Consider the following 17,198-nt stretch of genomic DNA (forward strand, 5'->3'; position numbering starts at 1 on the left):
TCTCCACAATTGAGAGAGGCACTTTCAGTTTCTCAGTTTTTGACAACGCCTTCTACAGATGCGGTATTGTCTATGTCTGTGGCTCCAGCGATGGTGTTTCACAATGAAATGCAAACCGTGCGTGCGGGTAGAGGAATTCTAGATAAAAGTAAAAAGAATGCAGCTTTATGGAGCTATGCGATCAAGTCTAAAGAGAGTATTGCTACAGAGCATATAGATTTTAAGTTGGATCAGACAGGTATTGTTTTAGGGGTCAATAGTTTAAGCGAGTGGGAAAATGGAAAATTTTATATAGGTGGTTTTGGCAGTTATGACCGCGCACGCATTGCGCATGCACGGGGTGGTATGAGTGGTATCAATACTTATGGTATTGGTGCTTATGTCACTTATTTGGATCATAGTGGATGGTATCTCGATGGTATTTTAAAATATAATCATTATCAGAATACTCTAAAGGCAGTTTCAACGAATGGTTTAGCAATTGAGGGAAGTTATAGGCAATGGGCGGTGGGCACTTCCTTTGAAGCAGGTTATCGAATTCAGACGTCAAAGAGCAGTTGGTTGCAGCCTTATGGACAATTTACATGGTTGCAAGTTGAGGGGAAAGAAATCAAATTATCGAATGACATGATAGGTGACATGCGTCCATTCACTTCATTACGCAGTGAGGTTGGCATATCTTTAGGATATGAATTTGGATCTCGCATGGATTTCTCATCAGTTGCGTATATTACAGCAGCATGGTTGCGTGAGCATAAAGATGACAACCATACATTGATTAATCAACGGCATTCATTTACCACTGACTTATCGGGGAATGCAGGTAAGTTAGGAGTAGGTTTGAGCAGTTTAGTGAGTGAGAAGTTAAAGTTATATGGTGAGGCACATTATGTTAAAGGACGTAAAACAAAACAGTTCCTTCAGGGTATTTTAGGTGTACGCTATAGTTTCTAATTATATGGTTATTTTTTAGTTATCGTTAAATGTATGATTGTTTTTAAAGGTCTTTAATAAAGGTTCAGAGAACAATTTTTCAGAGCATGCAGTTTCGCTTTTCATGATAAGCTGTATACACTTATATACTTTATTATGCATTGCTTTTTTCTTTGATAAGAAACTCCGATGAAATGCTAAAGAAGCACTATAAAAACGCCCTTATATTCTTGATTAAAAAAGTATTAAAAAAACTGTAAAGAACAGTTTTTTACGAAATAAGGAGGATTTTTAAGAAGGATTGTTTACAATCTAAGGTTGAAAATATGTTTTGTAGAGCTAATTACGTTTAGTGTCTATGCAGGTGTGAAGGGGGGAGGATATGGCTCTACAATATAAATGGAAACGACATTGTTGGATACTCATGTTGAGCAGCTGTTTTGTGCAAGCTTCTGCTGCAAATGAGGGGGGGACAGCACTTTTTTGTCAATCTTCAAGTTATGAAAATGATAAAGTATTTCAAGATCAATACAATGAGGATATGAAAACAGGTAGATGCATACTTGGAGCCTCTAATGATGCCATGATAAGAACGCGCAATAAATTAGACTTTTTAAAAAAGCCTAGCGATTTTATCATGGATAAGGGCGTTAGAGTGTTTGCGAGTCAACAGGAGCTTGACAGCAGTCATCGTGACAATATCGGATATAATGTACAAGAACAAAATATTGCGTTTCTTAAAAAACCTGAACTTATCTTCATTAAAGATGGGGCTCTGTTAGAAAATTATGTCCTTGATAATGAAGGTAAAGCATACATTTCAAATGATGGCGAGAGTGATAGCCCAGGACGATCCATTAATAATACTGTAAGGAATGGTGCAGAGCTTTATGTGTATGCAGGAGGGCTCAGTGAGAATAGTAAAATTGAACATGGTGGAATTGAAAATGTTCAGGCTTTAAAGGGAAAACAAGGTTTTTCGAAAAATGCTGTTGTTGAAGAAGGCGGGCACCAAAGTGTTGGAAATGGAGGAAAAGTAGAGGGGACTAAAATTTATGGTGGCGAGCAGCTTGTTTTCGGCGAGGGGGATATTGGAGGAGAGGTTAAAGGGAGTAGTGCTTCTCATACTGTCATTTATGGTCAAGATGAAACACTAGGCCAACAAAAAGTATATGATGGCGGAAAAGTTTGGAATACGAAAGTTATGCGAGGGGGTGTACAAGAGGTTGGAAAAAAATCTCAAAGTGCTAAAAATGGTGGTTTTGCATTTGACACAGAAGTTTTTGGCGGTGGTAAACAGCGTATCTTAGAAGGCGGTAAGGCTATTGGAGTTACTTTAAATGAGAGCGCTATTCAGGAAATATATACTGATGGATCTGTAAAAAATTTAACAATGAATGATAAAACAAAATCATGGGTACATGCTGGAGCAACATTAGAAGGCAAGACACAGGTAAACCATTCTGGGCAGATTCATCTTTATGCTGGGAATGATCAACATCATACCATGGTAGAAGATATTATTTTAAATGGAAAAGATACAAAACTGTACTCTATTACTGATGAGTTTGATGGAAAAAGTTCTTTGATACAAAAATTAAGCGGTGAAGGAAGTGTTATTTTTTCGTTTACAGGTTCTGATCCATATTATTCTCAGCTTCATGTGAATAATCTTTCAGGAAATTTACATTTCGCGTTCAATACGACGATTGCCCATAACCGTGGTGATTATCTCTTAGTTGAGAAAGGCTCTGGGAAACATACAATAAGTGTTGTTGATTCTGGAGTTGAAATCACGGATCCTTTTTCAAATAAGCGTGATTTAATTACGGATAAAAGTGGTGGAGCGTATTTTACACTGACAGATCTTAAGGGTGACAAAATTAATGCCATTGATGGTGGAACTTATATGTATGATTTGAAAGAAAGAAAGGATGAAAATGGAAAAGTTTGGTTTTTATCAGCAGATCGTCTCAGTGGACCAGAAACCTCTATTCCAGATCCGGAAAATCCTTTTGTTCCTGGTGAAACATCAACAACCCCTTCTACAGATGCAGTGTTAACATCATCTGTAGTTTCTGGACTTATTTTTAACAATGAGTTGCAAATTGTCCGGAATGGTAGAAAAATTTGGGACAGAAATAAGAAAGATATCGAACTATGGACTTATGGGATTAAGAGCAGAGAACGTGTTGCTACAGGCCATACACACTTTAAGCTTGGGCAAACAGGTTTAGTCTTTGGTGCTGATCATTTGAATGAATTAAGGCATGGAGAGTTGTATGTCGGTGGTTTCGGTAGTTATGATCAAGCACGTATTTCTCATGCACGAGGTGGTGATAGCGATTTGAGCTCCTATAGTATTGGAACTTACGCAACTTATTTTGATCATCGTGGATGGTATATGGATGGTGTTTTGAAATATAATTATTACCGAGATAATTTGAAAGCCATCTCAACGAATAACTTAGCTATTCAAAGTCATTACAATCAGTGGGCGATAGGTGGATCATTTGAGATTGGTTGTTATTTTACACCAGCGCAAAATACTTGGATGCAGCCTTATATCAAGCTAACAGGTCTACAGGTTGAAGGTAAAAAAATAAAACTTTCCAATGGAATGGTAGGTGATCTAAGCCCATTGATTTCATTCCGTAGTGAAGTTGGATTAACTGCAGGGCATGAATTTTTTGTGAATTCAGAAACTTCATTAACAGCTTACATTATGGCAGCTTGGTTGCGTGAGAATATAAATAATAATCATGTGACAATTAATAACCAGTATAAATTTATTACAGATTTATCAGGCAGTGCGGGTAAATTGGGAATTGGTTTAAACGGTACGGTCAATGATAAACTAACACTTTATGCGGAAGCACATTATCTGAAAGGACATAAGATTAAAAATGCTCTGCAAGGTATTTTAGGATTACGCTATAGTTTCTAAATATGTGTATGCACGGCTGATTAACTTTATGAATGTAATTGCTTTGCAAGCTTAAACAGATAATGCTCGATTTTGTCTTCTCGAGAGTGTAAAGATCTTCTCAAACAGTAAGGATATCTTTATACTCTCCTTTGAAGGCACGGGCGTTTTTTTTTCATCTATAACTTCAAATGTTGCAAATTGTTTCTTGAACTCAAGTTAACAATTTGAATTTTATTCATATTTTCTTCCTGAAGCTAGAACTTTCTAACTGCTTATATATGCAACTTAAAGTTGTTTATATTAAAAAATACACTTAAAAAGTGTTTTTAAACATAAATAAAACACATTACGATACAATCTAGGGCGAGTTACCTACGGAGCCGTGGGATATTTTTCTAAATAATTGAGAGTGGAGTGTCGATAATGCAGTATAAACATAAGTTAAGTTTTTCAGTATTGATGATCAGCAGTGGTCTTGTACAAGTTGCAAGTGCAGTTGAAAGCAGGAATGGAGAGTTAACAATAGTAGAACATGTAGGAAATGGAGCAGAGATACCAAAAGGTTCAGCACTAATTACAAATAATTTGCCTAGGAGTAAGAGTAAAATTGGAGATGGCAGTGTTGAAATTGTTGAAAATGGAGCAACTTCTGTAGGTTCTACTATTGAAAAAGGAGGGATGCAAATAGTTACACGCGGAGGAAATGCTATAGATGCTAAAATCCTTGGTGGTAAGCAGTTTACTCATGAAGAAAAAGGTCTTGATCTTACAAGCGTGGAGAGAAAAAGTAGTGCATATAATTCCACAGTTTCAGGGGATGGTGGAGTAGTGGGACAGCAGAATGTGTATGATGGAGCGTGGGTTTGGTATACGAAAGTGGGAGATAACGGAGAACAAAATCTTTACTCGGGAGAAAGAAAAGAGGGGGGGAAATCAATATATGCTGAGGTCTCTGGGAATGGGAGACAGCACGTCTTAGCGTTAGGAGAATCTTATGCTACTACTTTGAAAGATCACGCTATTCAAGTCGTATATCCTCAAGGGTTTGTGGATGGTCTGACTATTAACAGCTCTGCTAAATCGTGGCTCCATGTTGGGATACAAGATGTCCTTGGAGAAGTAAGGGTCAATGATCACGGAGAACTTTATTTATTTGCTGGTGATAGGACAAATCATACGACTAAGAAAAAAATTCCTATAGAAAGAAGAGCTGAAGAAACAATATTTGAGGTTGGTGAACGAAATATAGGAGAAAAACCTCAGATTGAAATTGAAGATTTAGGGGGGCAAGATGGGACTGTTATTTTTACTTCTATCCCGTATGATCCACGACATATTTCACTTCATGTTGAGAAACTTTCAGGGAATTTACATTTTCGATTCAATATTAGTGCTATGGGGGATTCGAGTGATTACTTGTCGATTGATGAGGGCGCAGGTAATCACAAAATAAGCGTTGCAGATTCTGGTCGTGAAATTACAGGTCTTCTCTCACAGAAAAATGGTTGGGCCACAGAGATTAATTTAGTTACTGATAAAGTTGGAGGTGCTAGGTTTACTCTGGAAGATCTTTCGGGTACGGACATTACTGCTGTCGATGGTGGAGCCTATCAGTATGTTTTACGAAAGAGAGAAAGGTGTGCTGATTCTAGTGGTTATTCTACAATTTGGTATTTAAGTTCAGCCTCTGAAGGTACGACACGTTCGAATACTGAAACACAGTGTGTAAACAAGAAAACGAAGATTCCTCTTGTATTGTCTGATCAAGGTGCTTCTTCTAGAGGAAAAAATACCGGTTCTCGTAAATCTACTGCAAAACAACCAGCTAAACCACGTCCTCCACGTCATTTAAGAGAAACACAAAAGGTCTCTAATGTTTCTGTATCTCCCTCTCAAGAAAATCGGACTCATGTGAAGTCCTCTCCAGCGAGTCCTCATCCTCTTTCTGATGGAAAGCAACAAATTGCTGTTTCAGAATCTTCTCAATCTTTAGCCGATCAAATGATTTTGCGTCCAGTTCATAAAGAACAACCGTCTCCACAATTGAGAGAGGCACTTTCAGTTTCTCAGTTTTTGACAACGCCTTCTACAGATGCGGTATTGTCTATGTCTGTGGCTCCAGCGATGGTGTTTCACAATGAAATGCAAACCGTGCGTGCGGGTAGAGGAATTCTAGATAAAAGTAAAAAGAATGCAGCTTTATGGAGCTATGCGATCAAGTCTAAAGAGAGTATTGCTACAGAGCATATAGATTTTAAGTTGGATCAGACAGGTATTGTTTTAGGGGTCAATAGTTTAAGCGAGTGGGAAAATGGAAAATTTTATATAGGTGGTTTTGGCAGTTATGACCGCGCACGCATTGCGCATGCACGGGGTGGTATGAGTGGTATCAATACTTATGGTATTGGTGCTTATGTCACTTATTTGGATCATAGTGGATGGTATCTCGATGGTATTTTAAAATATAATCATTATCAGAATACTCTAAAGGCAGTTTCAACGAATGGTTTAGCAATTGAGGGAAGTTATAGGCAATGGGCGGTGGGCACTTCCTTTGAAGCAGGTTATCGAATTCAGACGTCAAAGAGCAGTTGGTTGCAGCCTTATGGACAATTTACATGGTTGCAAGTTGAGGGGAAAGAAATCAAATTATCGAATGACATGATAGGTGACATGCGTCCATTCACTTCATTACGCAGTGAGGTTGGCATATCTTTAGGATATGAATTTGGATCTCGCATGGATTTCTCATCAGTTGCGTATATTACAGCAGCATGGTTGCGTGAGCATAAAGATGACAACCATACATTGATTAATCAACGGCATTCATTTACCACTGACTTATCGGGGAATGCAGGTAAGTTAGGAGTAGGTTTGAGCAGTTTAGTGAGTGAGAAGTTAAAGTTATATGGTGAGGCACATTATATTAAAGGACGTAAAACAAAACAGTCCCTTCAGGGTATTTTAGGTGTGCGCTATAGTTTCTAATTATATGGTTATTTTTTTTGATTGATCTCAATGTGTGTAGGAGAATTTTCAAACCTAGATCGGAGTGTCTAGGTTCGTCCTCTTTAAAGAAGAAGGCTTTCAAAAGGTATATATTTTGCACGTTAGGATTTTCTTATGACGTTTTATTGCTTCAATGATAAATTTGATAAGAGGCATTTAAGATTATGTAAGAAGGTTCAATATTTATTGAGAGTCGGTAGCACATCTTTATAATGGGATAAGCAATTACAGGTATTTCTGTTAAAGTTTTCTTTATAATTCATTCTATATTTTTGAGAATTTATGTAGATTTTTGTAGAGTCACTTGGCAAAGGGCTCCTTGCTCGCTATAGAAATGGCGAGAGAATATTATAAATGAAATAAAGGTGGTTAAATGGCTTTAGAGCGTACTTTTTCGATGATTAAACCAGATGCAACCCGTCGTAATTTGACTGGCGCAATTACTAAAATGCTTGAGGATACGGGGCTGCGTGTCATTGCATCTAAACGTGTCTGGATGAGCAAACGTGAGGCTGAAAATTTTTATGCTGTTCATAAAGAACGTCCTTTTTTTAGTGAATTGGTTGAATTCATGTCTTCTGGTCCAAGCGTTGTACAAGTTTTGGAAGGCGAAAATGCAATAGCTAAAAACCGTGAAGTAATGGGGGCTACGAATCCCAGTGATGCAGAAGAAGGGACAATTCGTAAGGTTCATGCTTTATCGATTGGCGAAAATTCTGTCCATGGATCCGATAGTGCTGACACGGCAAAAACAGAAATCGCCTTTTGGTTTTCTAATGTAGAAATTGTTGGTTAATAAAGCGTATATAGAAAGCAAAAAACCGAAACACAATATTTCGGTTTTTTGCTTATAAGATTATAGACTTTTTGGGAAGCATAGGGAGCATTCATTGTTTTTTTAGCTTTTAATATTGCAACTTCTTTTGTGAGAATATCAATTTTTTAAGAGCTTTTATCTACACTCCGCCCTTACTTGTAATGTACAAAAAAGTGTTTTATTGATTTATCATTAATAGATTTAAAATGAATCAATCTTATGCTATTCTCATCTCTTATTTAAGTGCAAAAAGATAAATTATCATTATAAATCCCCATACTATTCATAGGATAACGTGTTTTAAACCTGCACGAAAATAATCCCATCCTGTCCACAATGTAAGGAGGGCAGAAATCCACAGCATAGTAATGCCAAACTCTACTGTGTAAGGGAAAATTTTATTACCGGCTGGTCCAGCTAAAAGAAATACAATAGCGATCATCTGTACAAAAGTTTTCCATTTTGCAAGACGAGAGACAGGAACACTCACTTTTAACTCAGCCAAATATTCACGTAATCCTGATACAAGAATTTCTCTGCAAAGAATGATAATAGCTGCCCATAGTGTCCACCCTGCGATAGTACTGTCTGCGGCAAGCAAGAGCAAACAAGCAGAGACGAGAAGTTTATCGGCAATTGGATCTAACATGCGACCAATATTGGATGTTTGTTCCCAAATACGAGCAAGGTAACCATCAAGAAAGTCAGTAATGGATGCAACGATAAAAATGGAAACAGCAATCCAGCGAGTGATATCACTTGATTGTAGTCGCCCTTCTAAAAAAAAGCATGCAACAACCATTGGAACGGCAACAATTCGTGCATAAGTCAAAATATTTGGAAAAGAAAAAGTATGATTTTTCATGGAGCCATTTTAATTCTTGTGAAAGAGAATATATTTCCTAAACGTAACAAGGCGAAGGTTATGAAACAAGCCTATTTTTCATGAAAATGGTTATGAATTTTTTGTGCAATTGTCATAGAGATTCCCGTAACTTTTTTTAAATCTTCAAGTGAGGCACTAGCAACAGCCTTGGCACTTCCAAAATGATGAAGCAACGCACGCTTTCTCGTCGGACCAATATTTTCGATTTCATCAAGTGGGTTTGTGAATGTTGCTTTTTTTCGTTTTATCCTATGAGCTCCAATCGCAAAACGATGTGCTTCATCACGCAGACGTTGCAAAAAATAGAGGATAGGATCACGTGGAGGAAGTGTAAAGGAGGGGATACCTTTTATAAAAAATCGTTCACGTCCCGCATGACGGTCAACACCTTTGGCGATTCCAACAACTGTGAAGAGGTCATTTAATTGTAATTCAGCAAGTATTGCATGTACGCTGTTGATTTGTCCTTCACCACCATCGATTAAGATAAGATCAGGCCAAATGGGAAAAAGATCATCATCTTTTATATCAGGACTTTTATTTGGCTGATCATGTTCTTTGATAAGGCGTGAAAATCTTCGCTTAATTACTTCTTTCATCATGCCAAAATCATCGCCAGGCGTGATATCTGCTGAGCGAATATTGAATTTGCGATATTGATTTTTAACAAATCCCATTTGACCAGCAACAATCATAGCCCCTACAGCATTTGTTCCCATGATATGAGAATTGTCATAGACTTCTATCCGGCGTGGAGGAAAAGGTAGTTTGAATGTTTTAGCAAGACCTTGAAGCAATTTTGTATGGGTGGCTGTTTCAGAAAGCTTATGTTCAAGCGCTTCATGAGCATTGAGATAGGCATGATTAACAAGAGTTTTCCGTTCACCTTGTTTGGGTAAAGAGAGGGACACTTTGTGATTTGCTTTGAGACTCAACGCTTCTATAAGAAGTGTCTTTTCTTCAATTTCTTCAGATAAAAGGATGCTTTTGGGAAGTGGTTTATCATCGTAAAATTGGGCAAGAAAACTCGCTAAAATTTCAGTACGGGAAAAAGAGGAATCTGCTTTAGGAAAATAGGCGCGGTTTCCCCAATTTTGCCCCATGCGAAAAAAGAACACTTGAATACAGGTCATTCCTTCTTTTTGCGCAATTGCAAATACATCCGCTTCTTTTATCGTTTGAGGATTAATACCTTGATGGCTTTGTATATGAGAAAGGGCTGATAAGCGGTCACGATAGGAAGCTGCTTGTTCAAAATCAAGATTTTCTGCGGCTTTATGCATAGCTTGAACCATATCGCTTTTAACAGATTGATCTTTTCCAGAAAGGAACGCTTTTGCTCCTTTCACCAGTTCTTTATAATCATTGTCACTAATTTCATGGGTACAAGGTGCAGAACATCGCTTAATTTGATAAAGCAAACAGGGGCGTGTACGATTTTCAAAAACTGAATCAGTACAGGTTCGTAATAAAAAGGCGCGTTGTAAAACATGAACTGTTTGTGTCACTGCACCAGCAGAAGCAAAAGGACCAAAATAGTGAGCTTTTCGTGTTCGGGCACCACGATGTTTGTAAAGTGCAGGCACTCGATGATCATCTGTAATCATAATATAAGGGAAACTTTTATCATCACGTAGTAATACATTAAAATGTGGATGCAATCTTTTGATGAGATTGGCTTCTAAAAGGAGTGCTTCTGTTTCTGTATGGGTAACGATAAATTCCATATGATATGTTGCACGAATCATGCGGGTAATACGATTATTGTGTCCTTGTTCACGTGTATAGTTTGAAACACGTTTTTTGAGATTACGGGCTTTGCCAACATAGAGAATATCACCATTTTCACCAATCATCCGGTAAACCCCTGGCTTATGCGGAAGGTGTCTAACAAACTCTTGTATGACTTTGACACCTTGGAATTGATTTTTCTCATTGCTTTGATTGGCATTATGCCATGTAATATTAGAGAGAAAAGAAAGCTTTTTCCCTTCATTTTGCGGACAATTTGTATTATTTCTCAGGACCATTCCGTTTATTAAGAATATGTTGTTTGTTTAATATATGAAATATTCTTTTTTATTAAATAATGATTATTTATGTCTTTATATTTTTTTTATAAATATATCTTATAGCATAAGAGTATGATTTTAGAGAGCCGATCTTTCATAAAAAATATGAGAGTCGTTATTCTAAGACAGCTTTATGAATGAGCCTAATTTATCCATTAAAATGATTGGAATAGGAAATCCATGATGATTAAGAGGATAGACTTTCTAAAAGGGAAGAAATTAATTCACGCTGATCGTTATCATCTTATCATTATAATATGTTGATATTATCCCAAAAATCACAGAACTTTATCATTTAATGCCTTTGTATCTTACAACATGATATTTGATTTAGGAAAATATAGAGAAAAACCTAACATAATAGATGTTCTTTTTGAAGCCACTTATGCGTTATTTGAGCATTTTCATCTTGTCCCAGACGGTTGATAAGAAAGGGGCTGAGTTTTTTCATTTCTTCTTCCAAAAGGTAGGGCGGGTTAATAATAATCATACCACTTCCATTCATTGTTGGTGGATTTGAACTTTTTCGGATACGCATTTCAAGCTGTAGAATCTTAGGAATTCCGGTTTGATAAAGCGCGTGAAGAAAACTTTCAATTTCTTTGTCATATTTAACAGGATACCATAAAGCATAGATCCCTCCAGAAAAGCGACGATAGGCTTTCGTTAATCCTTCAATAAGTCGGGAAAATTCTCCCTTTTTTTCAAAGGGAGGGTCAACAAGGATAAAGCCACGTTTTTCTTTTGGTGGTACATGAGCATTTAAGGAAAGCCAACCATCTAAATGCAGAACTTTTGTCTGATAATCTCCTGCAAAGTTTTTTGCTAAAATATGATAATCTTCATTGTGCAATTCTATTGCGGTGAGGCGATCTTGTTTCCGTAATAATTGACGAATAAGAACAGGAGATCCAGGATAAAATACAATTTCTTTTTCCCCTTTATTGAGGGCATCAATGATATCACACCATGGACAAAGGAGAGTTCTTAAATCTTCTGGAATAGGAGTTGAAAAAAACCGTTGGACACCTTCTCGCCACTCTCCTGTTTTATATGCTTCTAAAGAAGAAAGGTCATAAATACCGATTCCAGCATGCGTATCTATAACGCGAAAAGCTTTTTCTTTGCGTTTGAGATATTCTATAATGCGAGTGACAATAATGTGTTTAAAAACATCAGCAAAATTGCCAGCATGATAAATATGCCGATAATTCATGGAGTAAACTCTATCATATGTATAACTGTACCGGATTATTAGCATAGAATAATAGAATTGATATCCATAAAAATACTCTTGTAGAAATCAAATAATACCCTCACTCCCAAATTATACACTACAGAAAAAATATTAATGGCATAGGAGCATTTATTCACTGGGCTATTTTTATATTATGAGATTAATCGTTAAGATTTTAAATTTTTTTATGTGAAAAATAGATAGGAAGAGGGAAAACATTTCAATAGAGATAGTTATGTTGTAAGAAAAGTTTCTTATGATCGCGGATTCTTTCAGGAAAACGATAAAAGACAAGAAATTAACGAGAATATTAGTGAAGTTTGTTAAAAATTGAAGGGTATCTTTCAAATTCATTCATAAATTTGCTTGTTTAAAGATTAAAGAATTTCAAATGCTTGATAAAAACATTGTTACATTTATCAGTTTTTTAACGAGCGTAAAATTATGGATAGGGCAATAAAGTACTGGTATTATAGTGATAGATTTTTGTAAAAGTGTGAATGAATCTCATTGGTTTAAGCAGAGCCAAAGCTTTACAATATACACGCTAAATGGCTTGGTTATTGTGTATGATGCTAAAATAAAACTTTTGAAAAGTGATATGTGCTCTGCAAGCGATCTCAATAAAATGAGTGATTTTTAACTAAAGTAAACAGGTTTATCTATCTCTAACACTGTATTATCGAGCGGCTTTATGAGATAATCTTATGAAAAGACAAGGATAAGAAATTCTTTTTACATGGATTATGCTTCGATACCATGCTTTTGATTGAATGTAATTTTCCATTAATGCCCATTCTGTTTTCAATACTGAGATAGGTTAAGCACATGATATTATGAGAACGCATGCCCAAGATCCGGAGAATTGTAATAGGTAGGACATGCAGCGGCTCAGAGAGCTGGTTATATGGAGGTATCTGAATAAAGGCGCAAGCTGGTCCCATTTTTATTTTTTAGCAGTATTGCCATACCTCTTAGCACTTGAGCTGGTTCATAAAGTGCATTTTTACTCTTTCCGCTAATAGTTTTTATTTACACGATAGATATTTAATTGGATGCGATGATGGCTCATATTTCGTATTGTATATGGAGTAATGGATGATAAAACTCCTACCAACGCAAAGAATAAATGTTGTACGTAAGATGATAGTTTTTGAAGAGACTGATGATGTGTTAAGAAAGTTTTGTAGAGATTTTTCTTTCTGATTTTTTTTTAATTGAAATCATAAAAATTTTTTACAGTATGGTATGATCTTTATCAGCAACGGGTAATTTTGAGGAAATGTTTGTAATGATATGTACAACATTGTTTAAAAGGAAAGACATGAGCTATAGTGTTTCCAGGAAGATGAGTAACCTAAGAGATCAGATGAAGTTACTTTAGAAAAGTTTTTGAGCCTTTTGAATTTTGTATGAAGCGGTTTATCATTTTTGAATGGTTGATGTTATAATACGCTAAAAAGGGGTAAAAGGATAAAAAGTTTTTTTGCAATAAAAAAGCGTGTGATTGCTTTTAAGTTAAGAAGAAAATATATAATTAAGATATTATATTTGATACATTCTTCAGAGGAAGCAATGAATAAATGAAATCAAATTTAAAAGCATAAAGTTAGAGAGAGAGTAATGGGTAATATTTTTTCACCAACGCATTTAATTATAATTTTATTGCTTATTTTTGTGCTTTTTGGGCGCGGTAAAATTTCTGAATTAATGGGCGATGTTGCTAAGGGGATTAAAGCCTTCAAAAAAAATATGAAGGAAGAAGATGACAGCATTAAGGACAAAGTTGAAATGGCGACTACTTCTCAAATAATTGATGTAGAATCTCAACAATCTCAGCCGTTATCAGTAAAACATGCAACAGCGCGCAGAAAGGCTTCTTCTGCTTCTAAAAAAAGAAAAACATCTGTTGCGAAAAAACAGTAACAAAAAACGCAATCATCATTGTGCATTATTTTTTGATGAGAAAGTTGAATTAAGAGATGTTTGGGATTGATGGACCAGAGTTTGTCGTAATCTTACTTGTTCTCATCATTGTTGTTGGACCGAAAGATTTACCTAAAATATTAAAGACAATAGCAAAGGTAAGAGCTCATATGTGTTTAATGGCAAATGAACTTCGTCATCAATTTGATGATGCAATAAGACAAATCGAGCTCGATGATTTGCAAAAAACATGTTCGAATATTAGCGATTCAAGCAAGAGGGTGACAGAGACTTTTGATCCCATTCAAAATACATTAAAAAATATCCACGATAATTTGGATATTAAGGCAACACACCATAAATCAGAAAAAGGTAAAGAAATTTTGGAATGCGATCAAAACGTAACCAATAAAGATACAACAGTATAAATTCCTTCTAAAGATAGAGAAGATGTGCCATGAATGTTAAGAAAGATGAAGTTGATGCCCATACGGTACCATTTTTAGAACACTTAATTGAACTTCGCCAGCGAATTATTGCTGCCTTGGTTGCATTTATGATCGCTTTTATGATGTGTTTTCTTGTTAAAGATTATATCTTAAATTTTTTACTATGGCCATATCAGTGGGCAATGAAAATAGCAGGGGGTAATCCTGAGGGTATTCATTTGCAATCAACGCAAGTATGGGAAACTTTTTTAACGAAGATGAAGCTTTCTGCTTTTGGGGGAATTATTTTATCTTTTCCCTATACGGCTTTTCAGTTTTATAGTTTTATTGCACCAGGGCTTTATAAAAATGAGCGTATGGCTTTTTTACCATTTCTCATTGGGGGGCCTATTTTATTTTGTATTGGGGGAGCGTTTGTTTATGGTCTATTAGCGCCAATAATACTATGGTTTAGCCTTTCTCAACAATTTCTTCCAGATGTTCGTTTAAAAATAGAGTTTATAGTGCGTATTTCTGATTATTTGGGCTTTATGACATCGTTTATCCTAATTTTTGGTTTGATTTTTCAATTACCTCTTATACTCACTCTTTTAACAAAAGTTAGATTTTTAACGTCTCATGATTTGGTGTCTAAACGAAAATGGGCTATTTTGCTCTCTTTTATTATTGCGGCGATCATAACGCCGTCGGATTTTTTTACGATGTTTGCCGTTGCTTTACCAACGATAGCACTTTACGAGATTTCAATTTTAATTGCTTACAGTATAGAAAAGAGAAGAAAATCCGCTTAAGAAAAGTGTATAAGCTTATGCGATAAGAAATAAATAAAAACAATATAAATGAGGAATTTTTATGCTTGATATTAAGTGGATTCGTGACAATCCTGAGAAATTAGATAAAGCACTCGTAAGTAGAGGTCTTGAGCCCCAAGCCGAAAGGTTAATACAACTTGATCTTGCACGTCGGTCGCATATTGCTAAGGTGCAGTTGGCCCAGGAACGTCGCAATGCTGTTTCAAAGGAAATAGGACAGGCGTTAGCGGTATCTGATCAGCAAATGGCTGAACGCTTTAGAGCTGAAGTTGAAGAGATTAAAGCCTTTCTTTCCTCTGCAACAGCGGAAGAAAAACAGCTGACGGAGAATCTTGAGAAAATTCTTTCAGCACTGCCAAATATTCCATTAGATGATGTTCCAGAAGGTAAAGATGAAAGTGATAATGTTGTCATTCGAAATTTTGGTACACCTCCAACATTTAATTTTACACCAAAGGAACATTTTGATCTTGGTCAAGATCTGAAGCAGATGAATTTTGAACGAGCGAGTCGTTTGTCTGGAACACGTTTTACAGTACTTTCAGGGGCGTTAGCACGGCTAGAACGAGCATTAGGCCAATTTATGCTTGATGTACATGTGAATGAGCATGGTTATACGGAAGTCTCAATACCTCTTCTTGTTCGTGATGAGATTGTTTACGGGGCAGCACAATTGCCGAAATTTGCTGAAGACCTTTTTCGTACAACAGATGGTCGATGGCTTATTTCTACAGCAGAAGTGCCATTAACCAATTTGGTCAACGATGAAATTCTTGAAATATCAGATTTACCACTGCGATTTTCTGCCTTATCTCCCTGTTTTCGTTCAGAGGCGGGAGCAGCCGGTCGTGATACGCGCGGTATGTTGCGTCAGCATCAATTTTGGAAAGTTGAAATGGTCTCGATTACCAGTGAAGAGCAGTCTTTAATTGAATTAGAACGTATGACGGAATGTGCAGAAGATATATTAAAACGGCTTTGTTTGCCTTTTCGCACAGTGGTTCTTTCTACGGGTGATATGGGGTTTGCAGCGCGTAAAACCTATGACATCGAGGTTTGGCTTCCTGGTCAAGAATGCTATCGTGAAATTTCTAGCTGTTCAGTTTGTGGAGATTTCCAAGGTCGTCGTATGAATGCGCGCTATCGTAAAGAAGGCGATAAAAAATTGCATTTTGTTCATAGCCTTAATGGTTCTGGTACAGCTGTTGGACGTTGTCTTATTGCCGTGCTTGAAAATTATCAACAGGCTGATGGATCAATTATTGTTCCAGATGTTTTGCAACCTTATATGGGAGGCATGCGCTGTATTACTGCTTAATTTTACGAAAGGAGAGACAATATGCGTTTATTGCCAAGAGGTGATGATATGCAAACGCAAGTTTTTGCCACTTTAAAAGAATCAGTTTGTCAGTATGATAAAAGTGCACCTCCATTGGAGATTGAATGATACTATGGGGCAAAAGGGTATTTTACAATTTCGTGAGGAGTTAGCCGCTCTTGTACTGAAAATGCGTAGCAAAGGCATTGATGACGTGCGATTTTTTTCGGCATTAGAGAAAATTCCGCGTCAACAGTTTGTTTCTGCCCCTTGGTTTAATAGTGCTTATGATAATAAAGTTATTCCCCTTGAGTGTGGTGAATATATGGAACGTTTGGAAGAACAACTCTTAATTCTTTCGGCATTATCGTTGAAAAAAAGGCATCGCGTCTTAGAAATTGGTACAGGATCTGGTTTTTGTACTGCGCTTATGGCATGTCTGAGTGACCGTGTGACAACGATTGATCGTTATAAAACGCTTGTTGATTTGGCACGCCAAAAATTTCAAACTTTAGGAATTGAAAATATTGTTATACGGCAGATTGATGGAAGTCATAGTGTGACAGGCTTGGGATCATTTGATCGTATTCTTATTTGGCCATCACGTTTTGATGAACCAAAGGAATTTTTAGAGCTTTTAGCTGAAAATGGAATTCTCATTCAGGCGATAGGACCTGACGAAGGAGTACAAACGGTGACGCGCTATACAAAAATTGGTAGTCGATTTGAGTGTTTAGAACTGTTTCAAGTGCGTTACCAACCTTTTATTAAGGGCATTGCAGAGATACTTTAATTTTTAAAAGTTAAGAA

Annotated in this window: 12 protein-coding genes; 9 read left to right on the forward strand and 3 right to left on the reverse strand. The window is 36.5% G+C overall.

Translation table 11 applies throughout. The annotated features are described in order from the left end of the window. The 4 genes from PVV60_RS04065 to ndk form a co-directional block, all read left to right on the forward strand. Positions 1-954 (forward strand): autotransporter outer membrane beta-barrel domain-containing protein (locus tag PVV60_RS04065; protein ID WP_273723313.1); only part of this gene is annotated, 954 nt, incomplete at its 5' end. 361 nt (positions 955-1,315) lie between these two features. After that, positions 1,316-3,880 carry a BafA family autotransporter gene (gene bafA / locus PVV60_RS04070; RefSeq protein WP_273723314.1) on the forward strand — a complete coding sequence of 855 codons (2,565 nt, stop codon included), beginning with the start codon at positions 1,316-1,318 and terminating at the stop codon, positions 3,878-3,880. A 405-nt stretch (positions 3,881-4,285) separates the two neighbouring features. Beyond that, entirely contained in the window at positions 4,286-6,850 is a 2,565-nt protein-coding gene (gene bafA, locus PVV60_RS04075) for a BafA family autotransporter (protein ID WP_273723316.1), read from the forward strand. A gap of 394 nt (positions 6,851-7,244) precedes the next feature. After that, a complete protein-coding gene (gene ndk, locus PVV60_RS04080; RefSeq protein ID WP_273723318.1) occupies positions 7,245-7,667 on the forward strand; it encodes a nucleoside-diphosphate kinase in 423 nt (140 codons plus the stop codon). Positions 7,668-7,971: 304 nt separating this feature from the next. Here ndk and pgsA read toward each other — a convergent pair whose 3' ends face one another. From pgsA to PVV60_RS04095, 3 genes are all read right to left on the reverse strand, one after another. After that, positions 7,972-8,553 carry a CDP-diacylglycerol--glycerol-3-phosphate 3-phosphatidyltransferase gene (gene pgsA / locus PVV60_RS04085; RefSeq protein ID WP_273723320.1) on the reverse strand — a complete coding sequence of 194 codons (582 nt, stop codon included), beginning with the start codon at positions 8,551-8,553 and terminating at the stop codon, positions 7,972-7,974. Between the two features lie 71 nt (positions 8,554-8,624). Next, positions 8,625-10,604 (reverse strand): excinuclease ABC subunit UvrC, encoded by a 1,980-nt coding sequence (uvrC, locus tag PVV60_RS04090; RefSeq protein WP_273723322.1) that lies wholly within the window; start codon positions 10,602-10,604, stop codon positions 8,625-8,627. 394 nt (positions 10,605-10,998) lie between these two features. Continuing rightward, positions 10,999-11,862, reverse strand: coding sequence for a 23S rRNA (adenine(2030)-N(6))-methyltransferase RlmJ (locus tag PVV60_RS04095; RefSeq protein ID WP_273723323.1), 864 nt, complete (start codon positions 11,860-11,862; stop codon positions 10,999-11,001). Between the two features lie 1,644 nt (positions 11,863-13,506). Here PVV60_RS04095 and tatA point away from each other — a divergent pair. The 5 genes from tatA (at position 13,507) to PVV60_RS04120 (ending at position 17,181) form a co-directional block, all read left to right on the forward strand. Beyond that, entirely contained in the window at positions 13,507-13,809 is a 303-nt protein-coding gene (tatA, locus tag PVV60_RS04100) for a twin-arginine translocase TatA/TatE family subunit (RefSeq protein WP_273723324.1), read from the forward strand. A gap of 56 nt (positions 13,810-13,865) precedes the next feature. Beyond that, complete coding sequence (locus tag PVV60_RS04105) at positions 13,866-14,237, forward strand: twin-arginine translocase subunit TatB (protein ID WP_273723326.1); 372 nt, start codon at positions 13,866-13,868, stop codon at positions 14,235-14,237. 29 nt (positions 14,238-14,266) lie between these two features. Continuing rightward, positions 14,267-15,049, forward strand: a complete 783-nt coding sequence (gene tatC, locus PVV60_RS04110; RefSeq protein WP_273723327.1) for a twin-arginine translocase subunit TatC — start codon at positions 14,267-14,269, stop codon at positions 15,047-15,049. A 61-nt stretch (positions 15,050-15,110) separates the two neighbouring features. Continuing rightward, a complete protein-coding gene (gene serS, locus PVV60_RS04115) occupies positions 15,111-16,388 on the forward strand; it encodes a serine--tRNA ligase (protein ID WP_273723328.1) in 1,278 nt (425 codons plus the stop codon). Between the two features lie 133 nt (positions 16,389-16,521). After that, on the forward strand, positions 16,522-17,181 hold the full coding sequence (locus PVV60_RS04120) for a protein-L-isoaspartate(D-aspartate) O-methyltransferase (RefSeq protein WP_273723383.1): 660 nt from the start codon (positions 16,522-16,524) through the stop codon (positions 17,179-17,181). The last annotated feature ends 17 nt before the right edge of the window (positions 17,182-17,198 follow it).

Origin of the sequence: Bartonella sp. AU18XJBT (genome assembly GCF_028618595.1) — a bacterium.
Lineage (GTDB): Bacteria > Pseudomonadota > Alphaproteobacteria > Rhizobiales > Rhizobiaceae > Bartonella.